The 19,428-nt window shown below is 70.2% G+C and carries 16 protein-coding genes and 1 pseudogene; 2 read left to right on the top strand and 15 right to left on the bottom strand.

What is annotated here, in order from left to right; translation table 11 throughout:
• Positions 1-14 precede the first annotated feature (14 nt).
• Together ACI3KT_RS17045 and ACI3KT_RS17040 are read left to right on the top strand one after the other, a co-directional pair.
• Positions 15-1,343 carry a hypothetical protein gene (locus ACI3KT_RS17045; RefSeq protein WP_404905679.1) on the top strand — a complete coding sequence of 443 codons (1,329 nt, stop codon included), beginning with the start codon at positions 15-17 and terminating at the stop codon, positions 1,341-1,343.
• The gene (locus tag ACI3KT_RS17040) at positions 1,340-2,842 is read left to right on the top strand and encodes an FHA domain-containing protein (RefSeq protein WP_404905678.1); all 1,503 of its coding nucleotides are present in this window, start codon (positions 1,340-1,342) and stop codon (positions 2,840-2,842) included. Before ACI3KT_RS17045 ends, ACI3KT_RS17040 begins: the two co-directional genes overlap by 4 nt.
• Positions 2,843-2,929: 87 nt before the next feature.
• On the opposite strand, the gene ACI3KT_RS17035 is transcribed toward ACI3KT_RS17040, so the two are convergent.
• From ACI3KT_RS17035 to ACI3KT_RS16965, 15 genes and pseudogenes are all read right to left on the bottom strand, one after another.
• Complete coding sequence (locus tag ACI3KT_RS17035; protein ID WP_404905677.1) at positions 2,930-4,222, bottom strand: hypothetical protein; 1,293 nt, start codon at positions 4,220-4,222, stop codon at positions 2,930-2,932.
• A 10-nt stretch (positions 4,223-4,232) separates the two neighbouring features.
• Positions 4,233-4,595, bottom strand: coding sequence for a hypothetical protein (locus tag ACI3KT_RS17030; protein WP_292907979.1), 363 nt, complete (start codon positions 4,593-4,595; stop codon positions 4,233-4,235).
• Positions 4,596-4,708: 113 nt separating this feature from the next.
• Positions 4,709-5,419 (bottom strand): DUF2510 domain-containing protein, encoded by a 711-nt coding sequence (locus ACI3KT_RS17025; protein ID WP_404905676.1) that lies wholly within the window; start codon positions 5,417-5,419, stop codon positions 4,709-4,711.
• A 100-nt stretch (positions 5,420-5,519) separates the two neighbouring features.
• Positions 5,520-6,302: a hypothetical protein gene (locus ACI3KT_RS17020; protein ID WP_292907983.1), complete on the bottom strand. Its 783-nt coding sequence runs from the start codon at positions 6,300-6,302 to the stop codon at positions 5,520-5,522.
• A complete protein-coding gene (locus ACI3KT_RS17015; protein WP_307294292.1) occupies positions 6,278-7,099 on the bottom strand; it encodes a hypothetical protein in 822 nt (273 codons plus the stop codon). Before ACI3KT_RS17015 ends, ACI3KT_RS17020 begins: the two co-directional genes overlap by 25 nt.
• Before the next feature lie 33 nt (positions 7,100-7,132).
• Positions 7,133-8,800, bottom strand: coding sequence for a hypothetical protein (locus ACI3KT_RS17010; protein WP_404905675.1), 1,668 nt, complete (start codon positions 8,798-8,800; stop codon positions 7,133-7,135).
• Positions 8,801-8,816: 16 nt separating this feature from the next.
• A complete protein-coding gene (locus ACI3KT_RS17005) occupies positions 8,817-9,563 on the bottom strand; it encodes a hypothetical protein (protein ID WP_292907988.1) in 747 nt (248 codons plus the stop codon).
• Positions 9,564-9,646: 83 nt separating this feature from the next.
• Positions 9,647-10,930: a S8 family serine peptidase gene (locus ACI3KT_RS17000; RefSeq protein WP_404905674.1), complete on the bottom strand. Its 1,284-nt coding sequence runs from the start codon at positions 10,928-10,930 to the stop codon at positions 9,647-9,649.
• Positions 10,930-12,246: a type VII secretion protein EccB gene (locus tag ACI3KT_RS16995; protein ID WP_292907992.1), complete on the bottom strand. Its 1,317-nt coding sequence runs from the start codon at positions 12,244-12,246 to the stop codon at positions 10,930-10,932. Before ACI3KT_RS16995 ends, ACI3KT_RS17000 begins: the two co-directional genes overlap by 1 nt.
• A gap of 3 nt (positions 12,247-12,249) precedes the next feature.
• Positions 12,250-13,602 (bottom strand): type VII secretion integral membrane protein EccD, encoded by a 1,353-nt coding sequence (gene eccD / locus ACI3KT_RS16990; protein WP_292907994.1) that lies wholly within the window; start codon positions 13,600-13,602, stop codon positions 12,250-12,252.
• A gap of 81 nt (positions 13,603-13,683) precedes the next feature.
• Positions 13,684-14,403, bottom strand: coding sequence for a hypothetical protein (locus tag ACI3KT_RS16985; protein WP_292908006.1), 720 nt, complete (start codon positions 14,401-14,403; stop codon positions 13,684-13,686).
• Positions 14,400-16,022, bottom strand: coding sequence for a serine/threonine-protein kinase (locus ACI3KT_RS16980; protein ID WP_292907996.1), 1,623 nt, complete (start codon positions 16,020-16,022; stop codon positions 14,400-14,402). Before ACI3KT_RS16980 ends, ACI3KT_RS16985 begins: the two co-directional genes overlap by 4 nt.
• Positions 16,019-17,704: an FHA domain-containing protein gene (locus ACI3KT_RS16975; protein ID WP_404905673.1), complete on the bottom strand. Its 1,686-nt coding sequence runs from the start codon at positions 17,702-17,704 to the stop codon at positions 16,019-16,021. The genes ACI3KT_RS16980 and ACI3KT_RS16975 overlap by 4 nt, the downstream gene beginning before the upstream one ends.
• Positions 17,704-18,513: a PP2C family serine/threonine-protein phosphatase gene (locus tag ACI3KT_RS16970; RefSeq protein WP_292908000.1), complete on the bottom strand. Its 810-nt coding sequence runs from the start codon at positions 18,511-18,513 to the stop codon at positions 17,704-17,706. Before ACI3KT_RS16970 ends, ACI3KT_RS16975 begins: the two co-directional genes overlap by 1 nt.
• A pseudogene (locus ACI3KT_RS16965) lies at positions 18,510-19,428 on the bottom strand (hypothetical protein); the annotation flags it as partial. The pseudogene ACI3KT_RS16965 and the gene ACI3KT_RS16970, both read right to left, overlap by 4 nt.

Below are 19,428 nucleotides of genomic sequence, written 5' to 3'. Positions count from 1 at the left end.
TTCGAGGGGCGGGGATGTCAGCGAAGACGATTCGCCTCACCGTCGCCGACGCGAACGGGCGACACGATCTGGTCGTCGCCGCTGACTCGACCGTGTCGGAGCTGCTCGCAGTAGGCGGAGTCGACCTGCGGCGATACGTCGGGATCACCACATCCGGCGCGGCGATCGATCTCGACAGCGAGGTGTCCGTCAGTCCTGGCGACGGCGGGGTGATCTGGCTGTTCGACCGCACCCAGACCGCGACGCGCACGGATCCGACGTCGAAGAGCGGCTCTCCTGTCGCCCGTCAGCACCACCCGCTGCTGCTCGCCCTGCTTCTGGTGGTCACCGCCGTCCTCGTCCTGTGCGCCGTGATCGCGCCGACGCCGCTGATCGTGTCGGCGGGCGCGGTGCTGCTGCTCGCGGGCGCCGTGGCCCTCCTCGCCCAACCGGTGGCGGACTCGACGATCTACGTCGCCTTCGTCGCTCCTCTGCTCGGCTGCGCCGCCGGCGCCGTGGCGCTCGCACCGTTCCGAGACGCCGGCGGCATGATCGCGGCTGGGGCCGTGGCGGGCGCTGCGCTCGCGTGCATGCGTCACGCCCAGGCGCGGGTGAGCGGGCCCGTGCCCATGGCGACGACGGCCGTCATCGCCATGCTGTGGTCGGTCCTCGCCGTCGTCGACACCGCGGCGTTCCTCGCAGGCGTTCCCGCGGCGACGATCACGGCTGTGCAGCTGGCCTGCGCCGTGCCGGTCTTCCACTACATCCGCGCCGCCGCGCTCGACGTCGACGCACACGACCTGATCGATACGCCGTTCGTCATCCGCGACGCGCAGGGAATCCGGTTCGAGACTCCGGTCGAGCCGTCTCCTGTGCACGCCGACGAGGCCGCCAGGCAGTTCCTGCTCGCCCGTCGCCGCTCGGAGGCGGGGATCATCTCGGCCTGCGCGCTCGCCCTGCTGTCGGCGCTGTACACCGTTCCGGCTGCGGTCGGCCCCTCCATCGAGACGTGGTGCGTGCTGGGCGGGGCTCTGGGAGCCGGCTGCTACTTCCTGCTCACCTCGCGCATGCTGCGAAACGGTCTCGCGCGCGCTGCCGCGCTCGCCACGGGCACCGTCATCGCCGCGCTCGCGGCGGGCGCCCTGGTCATCACGTTGCAGCTCAGCGCCCTGCTGGTCGCACTGATCCTTGTGCTCGCAGGAGCCGTCGTGGGATGCCTGACGGTGCCCCTCGCTCGCGACTGGCGCTCCTTGGGCTGGTCGCGCACCGGAGACATCATCGAAGGCGTGCTCCTCGCCCTGGCTCCGGCGGCGCTGCTGTACGGTTCCGGGATCGCCGGACAGATTCTGGAGGTCTTCTCGTGACCATCTCTCCACCGGCAGCACCGCTGCGGTCGCAGGCACGGTCGGCGGCTCCCCGCGCGGTGACAGCGGCGGGGGTGCGTGCCACGGCGGGACAGCGCGCCGGCGCGTACCTGATCGACGTCGCGATCATCGCGCTCATCGGCACCCTGGTGGGACTCGCCACGGGTTCGCTCCTGCTGGTCGCCGTCGCCGTGATCGAACTGTGGGCGATCGGCTGGATCTGGGAGGGCCACACCGGCGCGACACCGGGGAACCTGATCTGCGGCATCCGAACGGTGCAGAAGAACGCGGATGTCAGCGTCGGCGCTCGTGGCCTCTTCTTCCGCAGCCTCGTGCTCGGCGTCTCGCACGTCGTACCGGTGCTGCTGCCAGTGGGTCTCACCGCCTCAGGGCTGCTCGACGGCCTCGCCGGGGCGCGCGTGATCGACGTGCGCAAGACCCGCCAGTCGGCGGCGAGCGGAGTGGGCCGTGACCTCGACCTCGAAGCGCGGGTGACCGGCGGCGGTTCCTCGACGAGTGTCATCGCAGCTCAGCCGGGAGTCATCACGCAGACTCCTCTCACACCGCCACCCGCGCCGGGCGTCATCACGCACGCCCCCGGCACGCCGGCGCCCGCTGCTCCGACGTCTGCCGGCCAGGCGCCGATCGCACAGCCGCCGGCACCCGCGTCGGCGCCGCTCGTCGACGTCGGGGGCGTCCCGGTGTTCCAACTCGTCGACGGCACTGTGATCCAGGCGACGGGCTTCGGGTTCATCGGTCGAGCGCCGCGCGCTCCCGAGTCGATCCCCGACCCGATCCTCATCCGGGTGCCCGACGGCACGAGGTCGCTGTCACGGACCCACGCGGCGTTCGGCATCGAAGACGAACAGGTCTGGGTGCAGGATCTCGGTTCGGCCAACGGCGCGTCGGTGCGTCATCTCGGCGGCAGCGTCACCGAGCTCTCGCCGCACGTGCCCAGCTTCCTCGTGCCCGGCGACGTTCTCGTGCTCGGAGGTGACGCCGAACTGGCCTTCCAGCGTGTGGCCGCGCGCGGGGCCCGGCCCGCGGCTGCGTCGTCGGCCGCAGTCCCTGCACCCGCCACACCTGCTTCTCCCCAGGAGAACGCGCCCCCCGCACCGCCGGTTCCGGAACCGGCACCCGCACCTGCACCTGCACCTGCACCCGCACCGGTGATCGCCATGCAGTTCCCGGACGGGACGACCGTGCCCATCCGGGGCCTGGGCTACATCGGGCGCGCTCCGCGCCTGCCCGAGGGGGAGCACCCGGATGCCGCGCTGGTCGCCGTTCCCGGCGGCGACCGCTCGGTCTCGCGGACGCACGGACGTTTCGGCATCGTCGACGGGCAGACCTGGTTCGAGGACCTCGGTTCGGGCAACGGCTCGTCGCTGCGCACGCCCGACGGCCGTTCCGGTCCGATGACCCCCCACCAGCGCTTCGGTCTGCTTCCCGGCATGGTGCTGCAGATCGGCGACTGCGTCATCCGCGTCGTCACCGTCTGAGCCCGGCCGGAGGAGCAGCTCCCACGGGGCGAAAGCCGCTCCCCCGCCTGGGCGGGGGAGCGGCTTTCTCGTATGGGGAGCGAAGGGCTACCAGCCGAGCTCTTCACGTCCTTCGGACGTCGAACGCCCCGCGGCGCCGGCGGCTCCGATGTCGGGCACGGCCTCATCATCGGCTTCGACCTCGAAAGCCATCAGATCCTGGCCACGTCGACGCTTGCGCTTGTCACCACGTCCTCCGGCGCCAGCGCCGCCGGCGGCGCCTCCCGCCATGACTCCGCCGCGGCCGCCGTTCGCCGCACCGGACTGCGCGACGACTCCGGATGCCCCGGCGCCGCCCGCACCGCCCACGCCACCTGGTGCGCCGACCCCGCCCACCAGGCCTGCGCCGCCGCTCAGGCGGTTCGCGAGACCGGCGCCGCCGGCGAGACTCGCCCCTCCGGAGAGGCCGCTCAGGCCACCGCCGACCGATGCAGAGCCGCCTCCGCCAGTGCTTCCGCCGGGAAAGCCTCCGTTGCCGCCAGGTCCCACACCGGGCACTTCGCCCCCGATGTTGCCGTCGATGCGCGGATCGTCGGGGTTGTTCGGGTCGGGGAATCGCGGGTCGTCGATACGAGGAGGATCCACGACATGCGGAGGATCCACGACATGCGGCGGATCGTAGATGATCGGCGGGCGCCTGATGGTTCCGTCGCCGTCGCCGTTTCCACCGGTGACTCCCGATCCGGTGCCGCCGCCCGTGACGCCTCCACCTGTTCCGCCGCCGGTCGTTCCGGAGCCGCCGACCTGCCCGTTTCCACCTGTCTCGTCGTCGTCTGAAGGATCCGGCTGGGGCTCCGGCTCGTCGTACTCGGTCGTCGGCATCCCGTCGATGATCTCCTGGAGGCGCGCGTCGAGAGCGGCGGCCATCTTCGCCGCCTGCTCCTCCTGTGCAGCAGCCGCCTGGTCCAGGTAGTACTGCTGAGCCTCGGATGCCGTCATCGTGACGCCGGGCGACACCTGCACGGGGCTGTCGGTCTTGGCCGCCATGTCGACGGTGCTCTGCTGCGCGGGGGTGAGTCCGGAATCGGGCAATCCCGCCGTGCCGCTCGCGGTGGCCGCGAGGGCTTGGTTCGCCTGCTCGAACGCCGCGCTCACCGCGCTCTGATAGTCCACGAACTTGTCCAGGTCGGCGCGGATCAGCGACAGCGCCTCGGCGACCGTCACGCCGTAGTCGCCTCCGAAGCCTTCCGTTCGTGCAGCCTTCTGGACGCTGGTCGTCGCCTCAGTCGTGGCCGTCTGCGCGGCGGCCTGCATCATCGCCTGTCCGGATTGGACACCGAGCACTGCGATGCTCGTTCGGTTGGCCTTCAGCCTTCCCAACCGCTCAAGGTTCTTTCCCATGTTCGCCCCCTCAGGCCTCGATCGTACGGGTGCCGAGAATCTTCTCGAGCTGTGCGGAGTACCCGTCCTTCTGGGACTCGTTCAGCTGGGTCGTCTCCTTGATGGCGAGAGCGATGTTCTCGGCTGCCGCTCTCAGGTTCGCCTCGATCGCATCCAGCCACTTGAGCGCAGAGGCGTACCTCGTCGTCAGCGCTGCGGCGAGTGCGACGGAGTTGCCGTCCGCGGTCCACAACGAGGTGGTCTGGCCTTCGGCGAGATTCGCCAATGTCGTCCGCGAGGAGACGATCGAATCGTACGCGTTCACCACCAGATCGACCTGGGTCTCGGCGGTTTCCAGATCCATCTCCAAGAACCGCTGCATCTTGATCACCATTGCGTTTCCCTCCGACGTTGCGCACGACGATACTAGTCCGCGCACGCGGTACGTCTCCATGGGTAGCAGTCCCCATTGAGGAGCCCGTTCGGAGACGGCTTCGGGTCTGCGAACTACTGCGTGCTGCAGGACACCGTCGCTTCCGCGCTGACGCTTCCCATCAGCTCCCGTTCCTCCCCCTGAACGTCCATGGTGGTGACGTACTCCTGGAGAGCCTCGTCCGACAGGTCCGAGTCGTACACGTACTGCCCCCAGCAGGCGACCCACTCCGGGTCGTCATCGTATTGGTGCATGCCGGAACGCTGAAGGTCGGCAAGGATCGTCTCCCCCAGCTGATCCGGCGAGGGCCGGGCATCGCTCGCGTCCGTCGTGGGCGAGTCCGACGGTTGCGTCGTCGAGGTCGACGACGTGCCGGTCGGCGCGGGGCCCACCGGATCAGTCGCGTTCGCGAGCAGCGACGCGATCAGCACGATGGCGCCGATCGCCCCGCCCACGACGGACAGGATCATCCCGATGATCGACGGCCACTTCGGCGCCCCCTTCCGGAACAACCCGATCAGCGACACCACGAAGGCCGCGACCAGCACGAACGCCCCGACACCGAACGTCGCCGGAATACACGCCAGCACCGTGCCCAGTACCGCGAGGCCGAGGCCGACGAAACCCAGAACCGGCGCCACCCGAGCAGCAGGCGCGGGCGTCACGGGGGCGGCCTGCGGGGCAGCCGCGGCGTGGGCGGGAGCGTAGTCATCCGTCCACCGCGCACCGTCCCACCAGCGCTGCCGCCCTGAACCATCGTCGTACCAACCCGCCGGCATGCTCATCCGTGCACCCTCCTCAACGCCTCAGCTTTCACCACGCGAACACTCATCCTACGACCGCGACCACTCGCGACGACGACGGGCATCGGGGCTGCGGGCGGACTCAGGATGCTGCGCCGACGAACGCGTCCCGCGCGAACGCCTCGAGAAGATCGAGATCCTCGGTCGTGACGATTCGCGCCCCGACCGCGTGCTCGACGAGGCGCGAGCGCGCGGAGTCGGGCAGCTCGCCCGCCCCGTTGCGCTCCAGACCGCGGACGCCGTGCCGGCCGAACTTGTCGATCAGACTGCCGAGACGACGCTCGAGCTTCTCCTGCGACCAACCCAGACGGCCGGCGACCTCGTCCAGCGGAGGCAGCCGCACCGACCCCGGCGCGTTCAGCCGCAGCATCGGCTCGGCCAGCGCGGTCAGCACGATCCGCTGCATCGGCGAGAGCAGCCCTGAGACGCCGTCGTCGGCAGACGTCGTCCACGGAGTGGACACCTGGTAGAACGGCGTCTCGGCGATGAGGGTCAGCTCGTAGGTCGTCTCGCCCGCGGTGAACATCACCACGGTCGAGTCGAACACGAGCGGCATCGACCCGCCGGGGGCGAGCCACGACTGCGCCATCCCGTCAGCCGAGGCGACCGAGGCCGTCAGCCGCGAACCGACATTCGCCAGCCGCCAGATCCCCTCGTGCTGCGCGATCTCGAGAAAGCGCCGATGCACGTACTGGTTGTCGTCGATGGACAGATCGGCGCCTCGGCCGATCACGAACGTCGTCCCCGCAGGGATGCGTTCGCGTCGACCGTCGAAGTCGAGGACGATCGCGCCGCCCGACGCCGCTCCGGCGCCGTCGACCCGTCCGATCTCCGCCGTCGTCATGCTGCCGTGTGGCGCGGCCATGCTCCGCCGGGGAAGGCGCTGGCGGCGCTGAGCTCACTGGTCACGGTGGTCATGAAGTCGGCGGCAGCCTGGTTGGCCGTCATGATGATGTCAACCAGGCTCACCACGTCGGCGATCATCGCGACGATCTCGGCGATGATCGTGACGACGCCGGCCGGTGCGCCCCACACCGACACGATCTCGGCGATGCCGAGGCCGACGCCGATCGCGGTCATGAGGACTGCGAGCGAGAAGTTCACCCAGAAGTCGACGATCGCGTCCGCGAACGTGTTCAGCTGCTCGTCGACCATCTCGCACTTCGCGTAGACGCTCTCGGATGCCGGGTTCTGCAGCTCCACTCGCGCGGCGTAGGCGTCGTGCGATGCGCCCGTCCAGTGCCCCGTGCTGGGCAGCGCGGTCAGGACGACGGTCGACGTGGCCACCGTGGCCGGGGTGCCGACAGTCTGCACCCAGCTCGTGCCGGTCTGGCGGAGCAGCGCCGGGTTGCCGACGAAGGCGAAGATCTGCGTCGTCTTCTGGATGGCCTCGTTGACCTTCTCGAACATCCTGCCGATCAGATCGTTGAGCTTGTCGATCAGATCGCCGATCAGCGGGATGTGGCTTGCGAGCTCGAGGACGCCGTTGATGATGTCGACGACCGAATTCGTCTTGTCGAGGATCTCGTCGAACTTGGACGTCGAGCGGGCGACATCGCCCGCGTTGTCGCCGCCGCCGTGCGATCCGCTGCCGCTTCCGTGCGAACCGTTGCTGCCGCCCCTGCCGGCACCCGAACCCGGACCTCTGCGAGTACTAACCATGATGACGTCTTCCTTCAGTCGTGAGTTCTGCGATCAGCTGTTCAGTCGGGTCTGCCAGGCCGGAGCCGCGACCGGCTGGGCCGGCATCGGCTGACCGAAAGCGTCGAGCGGGGGGTGCAGACGGATCGCCTCGTCGCCCTCGCCCTCGGGGGTCTGAGTCGGCTGCCCGTCCGTGGTCGCCTCGTCGTCGCGCGGCTGCTCGGAGACGTCGCCATCTGCATCGGACTCGGATGCCGGCGCATCGTCTGCGTCGCCTGTGCCACCGGTCTCATCCGTGCCACCGGTCTCATCCGTGCCACCGGTCTCACCTGTGCCGCCGGTCTCATCCGTGCCGCCGGTCTCACCTGTGCCGCCGGTCTCGCCCGTGCCGCCGGTCTCGCCCGTGCCGCCGGTCTCGCCCGTGCCACCGTCGACGTCGCCGTCGATGTTCGCGTCGTCGACGATCTCAGCTTCTCCGCCATGGTCGAGGCCGGTGGCTTCGTGGTGAAGCTCAGCGGCCTGGTCGCGCAGTTCGGCAGCCTTGTCACGGAGCTCCGCGGCGTCTTCCCGAGCATCCGTCATCTCTTCGATGGCGTCGTCGCGGCTCTCTTCGAGCTTCGCGATCTGCTCGCGGATCTCCGCGGCTTCGGCGCGCTGCGCGGACGCATCGGCGCGCAGCGCTGCGGACTCCGTCCGCGTCTGCAGGGCGCCGGACTGGTCTCCCGCCGCTTCCTGCTGCTCGGCCTTCAGATCGAGCTCGGTGGCCCGGTACTCGGTCTCGGTCGCACTGCTGTCGAGCTCTGCGGCGCGCTCCTCGAGCTCGTCGATCTGCGCGTCGAGAGCCTCCGCCTGCTCCTGAGCCTTGTCGGCGTGCTGATCGGCCTGATCCGCCTGCTTGTCGAGCGCATCGGCGCGAGCGTCGAGCTGGTCGGCCTTCGCGTCGGCTTCGGCGCGCGCCTCCTCGTCACCCGTCTCGCCCTCGAGGGAGCCGTCCACCCGGGGGTCGTCGACCTGCGCCGATCCGCCGCCGGTCCCGCCACCACCGGTTCCGCCGCCGGTGCCACCGCCGCCTGTTCCGCCACCGCCTGTTCCGCCACCGGTGTCGCCGGTGCCGCCGACGTCCTTCTTCTCGTTCTTCTCCTCAGCGGCCTCCTGGTCGTCATACGCCTTGGCGGTCAGCCGGAGCGAGTCTGCGAAGCCGGTGTGCGCTTCCGGCGCCGTGCCGAGGACCGCGACCATGGTCGCCTGGAAGTTGTTGTAGGCCGCCGATGCCTGTCCGCCGATGAACGAGAAGGCCGCGGCATCGATCGTGAGAGCCTGGGCAGCGGATTCGATCGACGCATACGATTCCGATGCCGCCTCGAACTTGCCCGCGTCCTCGTACAGCGTGTTGGTGTCGACCTCGACACCCTTCTCGCTTCCCGAGGTGAAGGACGATGCTGCCGGCTGCGCCGGCGGAGTGGGCAGAACCGACTGGCCCTGCGTGCTCGGCAGCGGCGTGGCCGTGGGCGTCTGCAGGCTCGGGCTGCTCATACCGCCGCCTCCGCCGGAGAAGAGATTCGTGCCCGCGCTCACCACCTCGTCGAGCGGGGTGGCCGCATCGAGCACGTTGCCGAACGCACCGAGGACATCGCCCTCCATGACGTTCTGACCGAAGTCGACGATCTCGTCGACCGGGTTGACCGCGTCGACGACATCGCCGACGGCATCCAGAATTCCCATTGCTGTGCTCCCTGCCTCAGCGGATCGCGCCCATGCGGCGCATCAGCTCGTGGGGGTTGTGCGCGATCTTCGCCAACTGCTCGATCGCGGGGAAACCCTCGTACTTGTTCTCTCGTTCCCGCGCGGACATCGCCATCACGTTGTTCATGGCGCGGACGATCTCTTTCTCGATCACTTCGTCGTTCGTGTTGCGCACCCAGCGCTCGTCGAACTTCACGGCCGAGATGGTGTCACCCTCGCGCGTGACGGTGATGGTCTTGGCCGCGTTCACGCCGTCGCGCGGCTGACGGGCGCGCTGCGCCCGGTACGCGAGGAAGTCCTGCTGCTCGGCGTCGGCCGCCGCGTACATCTCGCGCAGCTTCTCACGGCCCTCGATGCCCCATGAAGAGCTCGGGTCTCCCAGCTGAACCGGCTCCGGCGCGGGGAGAGGCGTCGCTTCGCCCTTGTCATCGGCGTTCTCGGAGTACGCCTTCATCCACTCACCGGCGCGCTGGCCGACAGCATCCTGGTAGCACGCGCTGATCACGACGCCGAGCGACTCTTCACCGATCGTGTCGCGCCAGTCCTCATCGAGCACCAGCGACTGAACGGCGCCGTTCGCGGCGAGAGTGAGGGCGACGGCTCCCCGCTCGTCCTTCACGGTGATCGGAGTCAGCCGTTCCGAAGCCGTGGCGAGCGCACGCAGTTCGCGCTGCAGCTCGCCGGCCGTCTGCTGCAGTTCCGCCATCAGACGGTTGGCGTCCGCCATATCCAAGCTGACCATGGGCTCCTCTTCCGTAGACCGTTGAGGCAATCCTACGAAGCGGTGCGCGATGACCATAGGGGGAGAAGTCCCCATGCCCGCGTTCAGCGCTGCGCGCGGCGCGCCCGCCCTCGTGCGAGCAGCAGCGTGATGACCGAGATCGTCGCGGCCGCGCCGAAGCCCCACCCGACGATCTCCCGCGCGGGATCGAGTGGGTCGGCGTCGGGCTCGATCGAGATGGTCCTGGTCGGCTCCGGCGTCGGCTCGGCTGCCGGGTACGCCGGAGACTGCGGGCCGGGAAGCGACCCGTCGTCGACCAGGGAGAGCGCCTCCGCCGGGCGCACCTCGCCCCACCCGACCGTGTCGCTGCGCTCGGCCGGAGAGACGCGCATCGCCGACTGCGTCAACCGGAACGCCCACTGGTCGGGGGTCTCGGCCGGGTAGCGTGCGGCGACGAGCGCCGCCGCACCCGAGACCACGGCCGTCGCGTAGCTCGACGACGCCGAGTCTCCGTTGAACACGCAGTCGCCACCCGAGATGTAGGCCGAGGGCATCGACTGACCCGGGGCGGCGACGTCGACATGCGCCCCCGCGTAGGAGGAATCCGCATTCCACGTGCCGTCCGTCAGCACCGCCGAGACGGCAAGGGCGCCGGGCAGCTCTCCGGGGTAGAAATGCGCGGGGTCCGGGCTGTTGGCGTTCGCCGTGTTGCGGTTTCCCGCGCTCGCGACCACGAGCGAACCGCGCGCGTGCGCATAGGCCACCGCGTCGGCGTAGAGGTCGGCCGACTGGTCGTCGGACAGCGAGACGTTGATGATCTGCGCGCCGTGATCGGCGGCCCAGCGGATGCCGGCCACCACCGACGCCGCGGTCGGCCCCACGAGATCGCGCGAGGATTGCCCGTCCTCCGGCGCGGACTGGAAAGCCCGCACCGGCATGATCTTCGCCTCGGGTGCGATGCCCACGACCCCCGAGCCGTCGGCCGGCCGGGCCGCGATCAGACCGGCCACGGCCGTGCCGTGGCCGAACAGGTCGTCGTCGGCGGGGGCGGAACCGTCGCCGAAGGTGCTGACCCCGGGAACGAGGGCATCGGCGAAGTGCACGTTGCCCGCCTCGACACCGGAGTCCACGACCGCGACGGTGACCCCGCTTCCGCGGCTGAGCGTCCACGCGTCCTCGAGTCCCAGCCGCTCGACGAGATAGCTCGACCCCGAGACCAGCACCTGCGACCCGGGGGTGCACTGCTGTCCTGCGTCGATCACTGGAACCGACCGGGCATCCGCATCCGCATCCGCATCCGCGATGAGCGAACCGGTCGCTCCCGCGGTTCCCAGCATCGCGATGATGCCGATGATCGCCGCTGCGCCTCTCAGAGTGCGCGTGCGCATCAGCCCCCCTGCCCCGGCGCCGTCCTCTGCGCGATGGCCCGGCTGAGCGTCGGTCCCTGTTCGAGCAGCTGTGTCCACGAGGCGGGCACCGTCACCGAGTCCTTCGTCGAGTACCCCAGCAGCGCCAGATCGTCTGCCGTCTCGACGGGGAAGTACACGCCTGCTTCCGAGACGAAGCCGTAGGTCGCTCCCTCGCCCTTCGAGCGCGAGGTGATCGCCGCTCCCGCTCCGGGCATCACCCGCGTTCCCGGTTCGAGATCCTGCGGGCTGGTCGCCACCGACACGACGGGTCCGTCTGCCGTGGGCGTCATCTGCAGGCAGGCCGTCGATCCGTCGCCCGACGGAGCGGGAGCGTTCTCGGGCCAGTCCTCGGGAACAGCATCCGAGTTGACGTCGGCGAGGTCGGTCGCCTCGGCCACGGTCATGACGACGGGATCCACCCCGACGTACGCCGTCAGCAGCTGGCGCGCGAAAGGCGTGGCCGGCACGAGTCGTCCGTCCCCGTCGGCGATGTACTCGTTGACGACTTTGCCATCGGCCTGCGTCTGCACGGCTTGACCGACGACGAGGCCGGCGGCTCCTGCATCCTCACCCAGCTCGCTGCCCAGGTCGACGGCGAGGGGCGATCCCGGTGAGACGAGGTTGAGCCACAGGGCCGAGACGGTGGGCACCGACTTCACGTCGTCGATGCCGAGGAACACGCTCGCGACTACAGCGACGTTGTCCTCCGCCACGGCGTATCGCCGAGAGCCCTCGACGAACCAGTACCTGTCGCGGTCGTCCTTCACGAGGGCGCCCTGATCGAGCGAGCCGACCCGATCCCCGAGGAGCCGCGTCGACATCTCCAGCGGGCGATCGGCGGCGACGCAGCTGAGCCAGGCGTCGGTGTACTGCCTGTCGGGGGCCGGGAGGTAGTCGGGGGCGTCGTCGATCCCGACCGGAGACGGGTCGCGGCTGATCCCGTCGAGCTTGTCGGCCGGCACCGAGGTGATCTTCACGGAACCGACCAGAAGTCGGGCGCTGGCGAGATTCTTGACCGGATAGAGAGTGCCGTCGAGAGCCACGTAGCGGGAGCCCTCGCCCTGCACCACGATGATCGCGCCGTCCCGCCAGTCCTTCGGCAGCGTGCCGGAGAACGTGCCGATCAGCAGCGAGACGATCACGGTCAGGATGCCGAGGGCGACGCTGACCACGACGCCGCGCAGCGGCTTTCCGGGAGGCAGCTCGCGCCCGCCGGGGGCGCCGCTGACGAATGCGCGCTGGAGACGTCGACGGTTGAAGGCCTGTGCCTGCAGCAGCTCGGATTTGGATGCCATGGCTCAGAACCAGCCTCCGGCGATGATGGCCAGCGGCAGCAGCAGCGCGATCGTCGCCCACTCGGCGAAGTCGGCGAAGCGGGTCAGCGCCAGTCTCGTCTTCGGGTTCAGCAGAACGACCACGATGATGCAGACGGCCACCGCGGCGAGCCCGACGACGAGGCCCCCGATCCAGGAGGGGTGGGCGATGACGGCTGTCACGACTCCCATGGCCACGCCGGTGAGGACACCGGCGGCCACGGCCACGATGTCGAAACGCGAGTACACCTGTCGTGTTCCCAGGAACATGCCGATGTACGTCACCGCGCACAGGAGGAGCCCCCAGAATCCCGATGCGACGACCGGCACGGTCGCCACCAGGACGATCACGCAGAGCGAGATCCGCAGCGACACCTGATACCGGTGCGCACGGCTGTAGAGCTTCGCCACCTCGGCAGGAGAGATGTGCGTCGGAGCGTCGTACACCTCGGACTCGTCTCGCGCCGACACGACGCGCAGCGGCACCGAGGCCAGCGCCACCCAGGGGGCGCCGAGTCCGGCGATGCCTGCGATCGCCATCGCCGCCGCGAGCGTCCCCGCGACCGGTGCGTCGAGCCAGGTGATGACCGCGCCGATGACGAGGAGCACACCGCCGACCGCGATGGGGATGAGTCCGTACTCGCGCAGCTTCTTCAGCGCGAGCAGCGCGATCACGCCGAACACGAGCATCGCGGCGCCGCCGACGACGAGAGGCAGCCCCCAGGGGTCCGCGTCCGGAAGCAGCGTGTATCCGGCCGCCCCCGCGTAGACCGACGAGACAAGAGCCAGCGACATGGTCGCCTGCTGCGGGGCGCCGGTGCGCGCCATCACGAGTGCGCAGATCAGAAGCACCACCGCTGCGGCCCCCGCCCCGGCGGCCGTGATGATCGTGCCAGTGTCGACCCATGCCCACACGGCGGGCACCAGTCCGAGCAGCAGAAGCACGGAGGCGACCACGGTGGCGGTCGTCACAGAGTTCTGCAGCGACCAGGCCGGTGCGTTGTGCTCGACGGCATCGGCGACGGCTTCGACCAGGTCGTCGTAGCGCTTGGCGAGCGCCGCTGATGCACCCTGCTCGAGAACGAGGAGGTCGCCGTCCTGCACGCCCTGAGCGGCAAGCGTCCGGTCGCCGTCGAGCGTCTGGCCGTCGGCCTGGACGAGCCGGAAGCCCGAGGACGCCGAGTGGCTGTCGAGCATGCGCAGACGCCGCGTCAGCGAGGGGAGCACTTCGGCGACGGGAACGCCGCCGGGGACGCCGACATCGATCCGCTCGGATTCCCACTGCACCGACAGGCGCATGAGCTGCGATGATGCGGCAGCTGTCGTCTGAGGCGACATCGATCCCCCTGCTTTTCTTTGAACACGCGCGTTTCACACTATCGCGCGTACGGTCGGCCTCCGGTGCGGCGATACCGGCTGCTACGAGTCCTCGTCGTCCTCGGCATCCGCGATGGGCGCGTCCAGCAGGGCCAGGTCGTCCTTGGTCACCAGCCTGCTCGAGACCGCGTACTCGACCAGCCGGGCCTTGCGGTTCATCGCGAGCCTGCCCTGGCCTCCGCGCATTCCCTGCACGCCGATGCGGTCGAACTTCTCGCACACGTTGTCGAGCTTGCGGTTGAACCGCGTGCTGGTCCACCCGAGCCGCTGAGCCGCCTGCGCAGAACTGGGGATCTCGCTGGCGCCGGTGCCCTCGCGCTTGAGCGCGGGTTCGGCGAGAGCGAGGATCAGCATCTTCTGACGCGTGGTCAGCGGCACGTGCCCGATCGTCGACTGGCCGCCGTCCGCGCCACCGCTCGAGTCGATGCGCAGCGTCGGGGCTTGGGAGTGGATCGTGAACTCGTACGTCACGGGCCCGGCGGTGAACACGACCGTGGTCTGCTCGAAGACGATCGGCAGGCGCGCCCCCGGTGCCAGCCACGCGTTGACCCCACCCGACGAATCGGTGACGGTCGCGGTCAGCCTGGCCCCGACGTTCGACAGCCACCAGAGGCCGTCGTTGTGCGAGATCTCGAGGAAATGACGATGCAGGAACAGATTGTCGTCATCGAGTTCCAGATCCCCCTGACGCCCGACGTAGAACGGCTCCTCCGGTTGCGGTGAGTAGTACTCCCCCGCGAACTCGACTGTGATCTCCATCAGCCCACGCACCCCCTGACGGGCTCGGGCGTGGAACGCCCGTCAGCCCTCTTGATGAGCACCTCGATGCAGGTGCGCCCCGTCCGCTCCCCCTCCAGGGTGGCGTTCGTCTGTTCCACGATATGCGGTTCGCCCGGACCATCGAGCGTGACTTCGTACCAGATGTACGTGTCGCCCTTCTCCGGTGCGGGGTTCGTCCAGGTGAATGCGACGACGCCGCCCTCGTTGCCGCCTGTGACGTCTTCCGGCGCGGGAACGACCCCCGCGAGCGGGTCCTGCGGCTGCGGCGCCTCCGTGGTCGGCGTCGGCGCCGGCACGAGCGCACCGGTGAGACTGCTCGCGAGCACGATGCCGCCGACGACCACCACCACGCCGATCACCGCGATGAGCCACCCCCACCACGGCATGCCGCTGCGGCGCCGCTGCGGACTCTCCTGCACACCAGTGGGCGCTGCCGGCGCCCAGGTGGCAGCCGACGGCGCCTGCATCTCGGGTGCGACGACCGCGGGTGGGCGCAGGGCGGTGGCGTCGTCGTCCGGCTGCAGCGCGGCGGGCGCACGGTGCTGGGTCGCCTCGAGCGCATCGGCCTGCGGCGGCCGATCGAACCGCGGCACCTCGACCGCGGCCCCGCCGGGCTGCTTGCGCAGGGTCGTGGCGGAGGGCCTGGTCGCCGTCGGGCTGTCAGGGTTGATGGAGCGGACATCGCGGACCCTGGTGAGCCCGTCGCCGTCGTCCTCGAGTTCCTCGGGCGCCGGATGCTCGTCGACGATGTCGATCGGCGTCACCGAGTGGGACAGCTCGATCTGCACCTTCTGCAGCGCGCGTGCGAAGGCGACGGCGCTGGGGAACCGGTCATCCGGGTTCTTGGCCATCGCACGCTCGAGCACGCGCTGCAGGCTCTCCGGCGAGTCGGGCCGCCCCAGCGGCGGAAGGGCCGCCCGCTCGATGCGCTCGATGAGGTCGGCGCTGGAGTTGCGCTCGCCCGGGCGCTCGAACGGCGAACGCCCCGCGAGCAGCGTGTACAGGGTGGCGCCGAGCGCCCACACGTCGGTGCGCGGCCCGCTCTGCGGCGGCTCGGCGAAGGACTCGGGTGGCGACCACGGGATCGACATTCCGGAGGATTCCCCCGTGGCCTCGGTCGTCGAGGCGATGCCGAAGTCGGTGAGAGCGGGCCTGTTGTACTCGGTGACGAGGATGTTCGCCGGCTTGATGTCGCGGTGCAGGACTCCCGCGCGGTGCGCGGTCTCGACGGCGCCGGCCACCTGGATGCCGACCCGAAGCGCCTCCGCCACCAGGAAGGTCTCTTTGCGCGCGCGGATCTGGAGGTTCGGCCGGGGGCAGTACTCCATCACGAGATACGGCCGGCCGTCGCCCGCGACGCCGGACTGGTAGATCGTCACGATCGCCGGATGCGTGGACAGCATGGCCATCACGTTCGCCTCGTCGGCGAACTCCTGCGCAGCCTGCGGAGACGGGCGATCGGCGAGAAGCACCTTCACCGCGACTCGGCGGCGCGGCATCTGCTGTTCGTAGAGGAAGACGTCGGCGAAGCCGCCCGTCCCGAGCGGTTCGAGGTAGGTGAAGCCGGGCAGCTGCGGCGGCGGCGACGGACGTCGACTCACGAAAGGCCCTCGAAGACGATGGTCACTCCATCTCCCAGATCCACGACATCGCCGGACAGGACGAGGGTCTGCTCGCCGGGGTGCAGACGGACGGGGTCGGCGCCAGGGCGCAGCAGCGTGGAGCCGTTGGTCGTGTGGAGGTCGATCACGACGACGGATCCCGCCTCGGGGCGCACCTCGAGGTGGTTGCGAGAGATGTCCTGCTGCGGGCTCTCGACGGCGACCAGGTGCGGCATGCTGTCCCCGCTCGCGCGAGTCGAGCGCGGGCGGCGTCCGATGATCACCGTGCGGTCGAGCTCGACGACCTGACCTGTCGAGACCGTGATGCGACCGGCCGAGCCGGGCACGACCGGAAGCACCTGAGTGGCTGTCTCGTCGGATGTCGCGCGCTGCTGGCGGAGCGCTGCGAGCTCGGATGTCGAGATCGTCGCGCCGTCGTGGTCACCAAGGTCGGCACCCGGCAGCGGCGGGATCACGGGCGGAACAGCGGGCCCGGCAGGCTGAGCGGATCCGGAATGCAGCGTCTCGCCGAAGAGCTGCTCGAACTCGTCGATGTCGCTGGCCGGAGCATCGCCGGCGGGAGCGAACGTCTGCTCCGGGGGCTCCCAGGTGTGCTCGTCGAGGCCGTTGTCGTCGAGCGAGGCGTCGTGCTCCGTCTCGTCGGGCGACGATGGCAGCGACTCCTCCCCTGCCTCGAGGTCGGACACGGACGTTTCGTCCCGCTCCCCTCGCTCGGCGACCAGGGAGTCCTCGTCCGCAGCTGCGACGGGCGGGAGGTCGAACGGAGCCGTCTCGACGGGCAGGACCGCCTCTTTCGGGGCCTCCGGCTCCGCTGCCACGGACTCGGACGCCGCCGACTCGTCGTCAGGCGTCGGTTCGGAGCTCTCTGCCCCGTCGTCGAGGCCTGCTGCGGGCGTCTCGTCTCGCGGGGACTCCTCCTGAGCGGTCTCCGACGAGTCGAGGTGTCGCTCGGCCGACGGAAGGTCGGCGGAGAGGAGCTCGGCCGACGGGAGGTCGGCGGACGGGATCACGACGGGCGCGACCACGACAGCAGGAAGCCCCCCGGGCGAGACGGCGAGCGGAGCATCGGGCACGTCGTCGACATGAGGCGCCGACGGCACTCCGAACAGAGCCAGCGCCGGCGCAGGGCCTCCTCCGAGAGCCGCGGCCGACGCGCCCGCCTCGATCTCGTCGATGCGGGGCGCAGGGCCCAGTACGGCGACGATCGGTGCGGCGTCGCTCGCCTCGAGCTCTGCGCTCACCGCGGCGGCACAGACGATGCCGCTCTGCACAGGCAGCGCGGAGGCGGCATCCGTCTCCTCCACCGTGATCTCGATGCGCGTGGCGCCGGCGATGAAACGCTCGCTCCACGTCGTCACCTCCGCACCGGAGAACTCGTACTCGGCATCCGTCCCGCTGCTGACGCGGGCGACGACGCCACCGCGCAGTGCGATGCGCACGTCGGTGCCCTCGGCCACGGCGGCGACGAACGGCGGCAGGGCGACGAACGAGCCCCCGGCCGCAGTCGTCAGCACGTCGACGACGCTCGCCAGCGTCTTCTCGGACGGAAGCCGGTCCCACAGCCGCGAGACGATGTCGCTGGGCACATCCGGCGGCAACGCGACCAGCGCGCCCGGAATCACGATCAGGTACCACTGTCCCGGTCGGTAGATCGTCTGCATCAGCGAACCCCTCCTGCTGCCTCACGTGGACGAGTGTCCATGTCGATGTCGTCGGTCTCGCGCGGAGCACCCGGCCGCGATGCCACCTGCACCGCATCCGCGATCACGACGGTGATGTTATCGCGCCCACCCGCGAGCAGCGCCTCGGCCACCAGCGCCTCGGCGGCCTGCTGCGGATCCGTGACACCGGTCAGGATCTCGCGGATGCGGTCGTCGCCGAGTTCCGACGTGAGTCCGTCAGAGCAGATCATCATCCGATCTCCCAGCTCGGCCGGGAACAGCCAGTAGTCGGCGTCTCCCGTGCTGCTCGCGCCGATGGCGCGCGTGATGATGTTGCGCCGGCGGTCGGTCGCCGCGGTCTCGGCCGTGAGCTCGCCCGCCTCGATCAGCTCCTGCACGACCGAGTGGTCGACCGTGATCTGCTCGAGCTCGCCGTCGGCGAGGCGGTAGGTGCGCGAGTCGCCGATGTTGATCGCCAGCCAGTACCCCATGCCGTCGACGGACGCGACGACGACCCCGCTCAGCGTGGTGCCTGCGCGTCCGTTGCCGGTGGTCGACAGGTGCTCGACCCCGTGACGGGCCCGTTCCAGGGCCACACGCACCTCGTCGAGCTCGAGCGATGCGCGCCCGAGGTACTTCGAGAACTCCTCGATCACGGTGGCGCTCGCGCGCTCGCCCGCTTCGTGCCCGCCCATGCCGTCGGCGACCACGAACACGGGAGCGTCGGCCAGGTAGGAGTCCTCGTTCAGGGCGCGGCGGAGGCCGGTGTGCGTCGCCGATCCTGTCGTGACGACCAGCCCCGGCGTCACGCGTAGCCGCCGATCACGACGATGCGGTCGCCGATCTCGATCGCGTCTCCCAGACGCACGGGCACCCGCTGCCCGGACGGGCAGGCGATGCGCTGCCCGTCGCGCACGATCGTCATGCCGTTGGTCGAGTGCCGATCGAGCACCCATCCCCCCGACACATCGGCGGCGGCCTCGAAATGGGTCTTCGACAACGACAGCGTCTCGTCGCGAACCGTCACCAGCACGGCGCCTGCCTCGGGCGCGGGGTTGCGGCCGAAGATCGTTCGACGGGTCACTGTCATGCGCGCGCCGTCGTCCCAGGTGAACACGAGGCCGTGCCCGGGAATGCTGATGCGTGTCGCCTCGATCTCGGCTTCGTGGGGATCGAGAGGGGCGTCGACCGGAGCCGCGGATGCGGGAAGCACCGGATGCGCTCCGGCATCCGGCCCCGAACGCACCCAGGAAGTCGCGGGCGCCACGGGAGCCGCGGGTTCGGGCTGTGCCGGCGCCGGTTTCTGGATGAGGGTCTCGTACAGCTCGGGATCGGTCTCCGAGTCGGCGGACTGCGGCGGGTGGACGATCGCGCCCGCGGGCGCGACCCCGGGCACGTATGCGATGGGCGAGTCGCCGCCCGCGGGTGCGGATGCGACCGGGGGCGTGTAGGCGGCAGGAGCCTGCGGAGTCGGGGGCGTGTAGGCCGGAGCTGCCGGAAGCACGGCAGGAGCCTGGTACGCCGGGGGCGTCGGAGCGCTCGGCGTCCCCGCGTCGTGAACCGGCGGCGCAGAGTACGGCTGCACGCCGGCGGACTGCGGCTGACCCAGTGCGGGCGGCGGAACCGGCCCCGGAGGAACGATCGGCACCGGCGGCACGCCGTGCGCGGGAGGAACCTGCGGCGCTACCGGAGCGGGAGGAGCGGGAGGCGCGACCGGGGCGGGA

Origin of the sequence: Microbacterium sp. ZW T6_19, assembly GCF_044987465.1 — a bacterium.
Taxonomy (GTDB): Bacteria; Actinomycetota; Actinomycetes; order Actinomycetales; family Microbacteriaceae; genus Microbacterium; species Microbacterium natoriense_A.
Note: the sequence above shows the minus strand (reverse complement) of the source record. Positions and strands in the feature narration are given on the sequence as shown.

Excerpts from the sequence above, each read along its gene's own strand:
- eccD (WP_292907994.1), bottom strand. The coding sequence starts at position 13,602 with ATGTCGCCTCAGACGACAGCTGCCGCATCATCGCAGCTCATGCGCCTG.
- ACI3KT_RS17030 (WP_292907979.1), bottom strand. The coding sequence starts at position 4,595 with ATGGTGATCAAGATGCAGCGGTTCTTGGAGATGGATCTGGAAACCGCC.
- ACI3KT_RS17010 (WP_404905675.1), bottom strand. The coding sequence starts at position 8,800 with ATGGGAATTCTGGATGCCGTCGGCGATGTCGTCGACGCGGTCAACCCG.
- ACI3KT_RS17045 (WP_404905679.1), top strand. The coding sequence starts at position 15 with ATGTCAGCGAAGACGATTCGCCTCACCGTCGCCGACGCGAACGGGCGA.
- ACI3KT_RS17035 (WP_404905677.1), bottom strand. The coding sequence starts at position 4,222 with ATGGGAAAGAACCTTGAGCGGTTGGGAAGGCTGAAGGCCAACCGAACG.
- ACI3KT_RS17000 (WP_404905674.1), bottom strand. The coding sequence starts at position 10,930 with ATGCGCACGCGCACTCTGAGAGGCGCAGCGGCGATCATCGGCATCATC.
- ACI3KT_RS17015 (WP_307294292.1), bottom strand. The coding sequence starts at position 7,099 with ATGGTTAGTACTCGCAGAGGTCCGGGTTCGGGTGCCGGCAGGGGCGGC.
- ACI3KT_RS16995 (WP_292907992.1), bottom strand. The coding sequence starts at position 12,246 with ATGGCATCCAAATCCGAGCTGCTGCAGGCACAGGCCTTCAACCGTCGA.
- ACI3KT_RS17020 (WP_292907983.1), bottom strand. The coding sequence starts at position 6,302 with ATGGCCGCGCCACACGGCAGCATGACGACGGCGGAGATCGGACGGGTC.
- ACI3KT_RS17025 (WP_404905676.1), bottom strand. The coding sequence starts at position 5,419 with ATGAGCATGCCGGCGGGTTGGTACGACGATGGTTCAGGGCGGCAGCGC.
- ACI3KT_RS17005 (WP_292907988.1), bottom strand. The coding sequence starts at position 9,563 with ATGGTCAGCTTGGATATGGCGGACGCCAACCGTCTGATGGCGGAACTG.
- ACI3KT_RS16975 (WP_404905673.1), bottom strand. The coding sequence starts at position 17,704 with ATGCAGACGATCTACCGACCGGGACAGTGGTACCTGATCGTGATTCCG.